At 76.6% G+C, this 2,668-nt stretch carries 3 protein-coding genes; 1 reads left to right on the top strand and 2 read right to left on the bottom strand.

Annotation, left to right across the window (positions count from 1 at the left end; translation table 11 throughout):
• Together ACTUAL_RS29445 and ACTUAL_RS29450 are read right to left on the bottom strand one after the other, a co-directional pair.
• Positions 1-928, bottom strand: a 928-nt coding sequence (locus ACTUAL_RS29445; RefSeq protein ID WP_440902521.1) for a GAF domain-containing protein, incomplete at its 3' end; no start/stop codon positions are given.
• Positions 929-1,017: 89 nt separating this feature from the next.
• A complete protein-coding gene (locus tag ACTUAL_RS29450) occupies positions 1,018-1,425 on the bottom strand; it encodes an ATP-binding protein (RefSeq protein ID WP_232519918.1) in 408 nt (135 codons plus the stop codon).
• A 267-nt stretch (positions 1,426-1,692) separates the two neighbouring features.
• Between ACTUAL_RS29450 and ACTUAL_RS29455 the strand changes: the two genes are divergently transcribed.
• A complete protein-coding gene (locus tag ACTUAL_RS29455; protein ID WP_440902522.1) occupies positions 1,693-2,511 on the top strand; it encodes a DivIVA domain-containing protein in 819 nt (272 codons plus the stop codon).
• Positions 2,512-2,668: the final 157 nt, after the last annotated feature.

The raw sequence follows: 2,668 nt of genomic DNA on the forward strand, positions 1-2,668 counted from the left end.
CGGCGTTGACCACGGCCGCGCACTGGCGGGCGACCAGCGACAGGAACGCCCGGTGCGGCTCGTCCAGCTCGCGGCCCGAGCAGGAGGCGAGCACCACCACGCCGACCGGCTCGTCCCCGTCGCCGGGCAGCGGCAGCACGACCGCCCGCCGGGGCGGGGCCTGCCAGTCGCCCGAGGGCAGCGGCGGGTCGAGCAGGTGCAGGTCCTCCACGACGGCGGGCTCCCCGCTCTCCAGCACCCCGCGCAGCGGCCAGGTCCCCTCGGGCGGCGGCTCCCCCGGTCCGGCCGCGACGCGCCGCAGCCCGCCGCCGGGGTCGCGCAGGTGCAGCTCCGCGTGCGGCACGTCCCGGCCGGAGCCGGTGAGGGCGTCCACCAGCAGCGCGCACGCCTCGTCCACGTCGCGGGCGTCGCCCGCCCGCGCGCCCAGGTCGTGCAGCACCGCCAGCCTGCGCTCGCCCACCACCCGCTCGGTGGTGTCGCTGACGGCGGTGAACACCCCGCGCACCACGCCGTCGTCGTCGTGCAGCGGGCTGTAGGAGTACGTCCAGTACGTCTCCTCCAGGTACCCGTGCCTGCGCATGGGCAGCAGCAGGTCCTCGGACCAGGTCGCCTCGCCGGTCTCCAGCACCGACCGCAGCATCGGCCCGATGATGTGCCAGATCTCCGACCACACCCGCTCGCCCGGCTTGCCGAGCGCGGGGTGGTTGACCCCGAGCAGCGGCAGGTAGGCGTCGTTGTAGAGGAACCGCAGCTCGGGGCCCCACCACAGTAACATCCGGAACGGCGAGGTCAGGCAGTTCCGCACCGCCGTGCGCTGGCTGGCCTGCCAGTCCTCGACCGGTCCGAGCGGGCCGTCCGCCCACGCGTGGGCGCGCATCAGCCGCGCCATCTCGCCGTCACCGGGGAACGCGAGCCCCGCCTGAGCCATCTCCGCCCGCACCCCCGTCGCGTGCCCGCCGGGCGCGCCCGGCGCGTCGTACCGGGGGCAGGATAGGGCCGGTCGGGCCGATCAGGCCGTCACGACGCGCAGGCGATCTCGGCCCACACCGTTTTGCCGCCCGACCGGTGGGTGACGCCCCACCCCCGGCACAGGTTCGACACGATCAGCATCCCCCGGCCCCGGTAGCCGCCGAGGCGGGAGCGGCCGATGACCGGCAGCGACGGGGAGGCGTCGTCCACCTCCACGCGCACCAGCCAGGGCGCGCCCTTGCGGTGCAGCCGCAGCGCGCGCGGCGCCCGGCCGTGGTCGAACGCGTTGCTGACCAGCTCGGTCACCACGAGCATCGTGTCGCCGAGCTGCTCGTCGTCCAGGCCCGCGAGCACCTCGCCCGCCCAGCGCCGCACGCGCGCCAGCGGCGGCGTGCGCTGCGAGAGGTCCAGCGACAGCGGGCGCGCGGCGCCCTCGGAACCGATGTCCAGGACCACCAGGTCCCACCCCCTTCCCGGTCGGCCTCGGGGGCCGGTGCGCCGGAGGTACCCGGTGGCGGGCGCGGGCAACCGGCCGGGTGTCGCACCCCACTGGCTGCACCGGTTCAGCAGCCGTCCACAGAGGAGGGACGGCCCAGGTCGCAGCGGCTATGGTTTGCGCTGCACGGGTTGCGCCCCTTGCGGAACCGGGGTGCTCCGGAGGACGTTGGAGATCATCCCGCCGTGAGCGGGGACACACGACAGTTGAAGAGGGGAGCTGACACGGTGACGACTGGCGAGGTCCGCGAAGAACTCCTCCCCCTGCGCGTCGACTTCGACCGGGCATGGCGCGGCTACGACAGGGCGCAGGTCCAGGGCTACGTGCGCGAGGCGGAGACCGGGACGCGGCTGCTGGCCGCCGACCGGGACGCCGCCGTGGCGCGCGCGGAGGACCTGGCCCGGCAGCTGGAGGAGGCCCGCGAGCAGGTGCGGGAGCTGCGGGCGAAGGTGGACCGCATCAGCGGTTCGCCGGTGGACGTCGAGGCGCTGGAGGAGCGGCTGCGCAGGCGGGTCGAGCTGGCCCACCGGCAGGCCGAGGAGATCACCGCGCGCGCTCGGGCGGCGGCCGAGCGCACGTGGGCGGACGCGGACCGGGCGGCGGCGAGCCTGCGGGAGCAGTGGGAGCGGCTGGTCGGCGAGCAGCACGAGGCGACCAGGGCCACCCGCGAGGAGGCCGAGGCCGCGGCGCGCGAGGCGGCGGAGCAGCGGCGGGAGCTCGACGAGCAGTCGGCGCTGCTGCGCGCCCAGGTCGAGTCGGACTTCACCGAGGCGATGCGCGCCCGGCGCGGCGAGGCGCTGGCCGCGCTCGCCCGGCGGGACGCGGAGAGCCGGGCGGAGGCCGAGCGGCTGGTCGCCGAGGCCGCCGAGCACGCCGCGGCCATCGTGGCCGAGGCGGAGCGGCGGGTCGCGGAGCTCAAGGCCGGGCGGCAGCGGGTGGCCGAGCAGCTGCTCGTGGCGCAGCGGATGCTGAGCGACGCCCAGGCCGAGCTGGAGCCGCTGCCTGATGAGCAGGAGCCGCAGGTGCCGCACCTGGTCGCGGTCTGACAGCGGGGTCGGGCGGAGTCAGGCGGCGTCGGCCTGCGCGTGGGTCGACGCGGAGCGGGCGCGCACCCGGTGGTCGCCGACCGCCGGGTGCGGGTCGGAGCGCCTCCGGGGGCTCGGTGAGCGGTGTGGCGGGGGAGCCTGCGCGTGGTGGTCGATC

This window comes from Actinosynnema sp., from assembly GCF_052038725.1.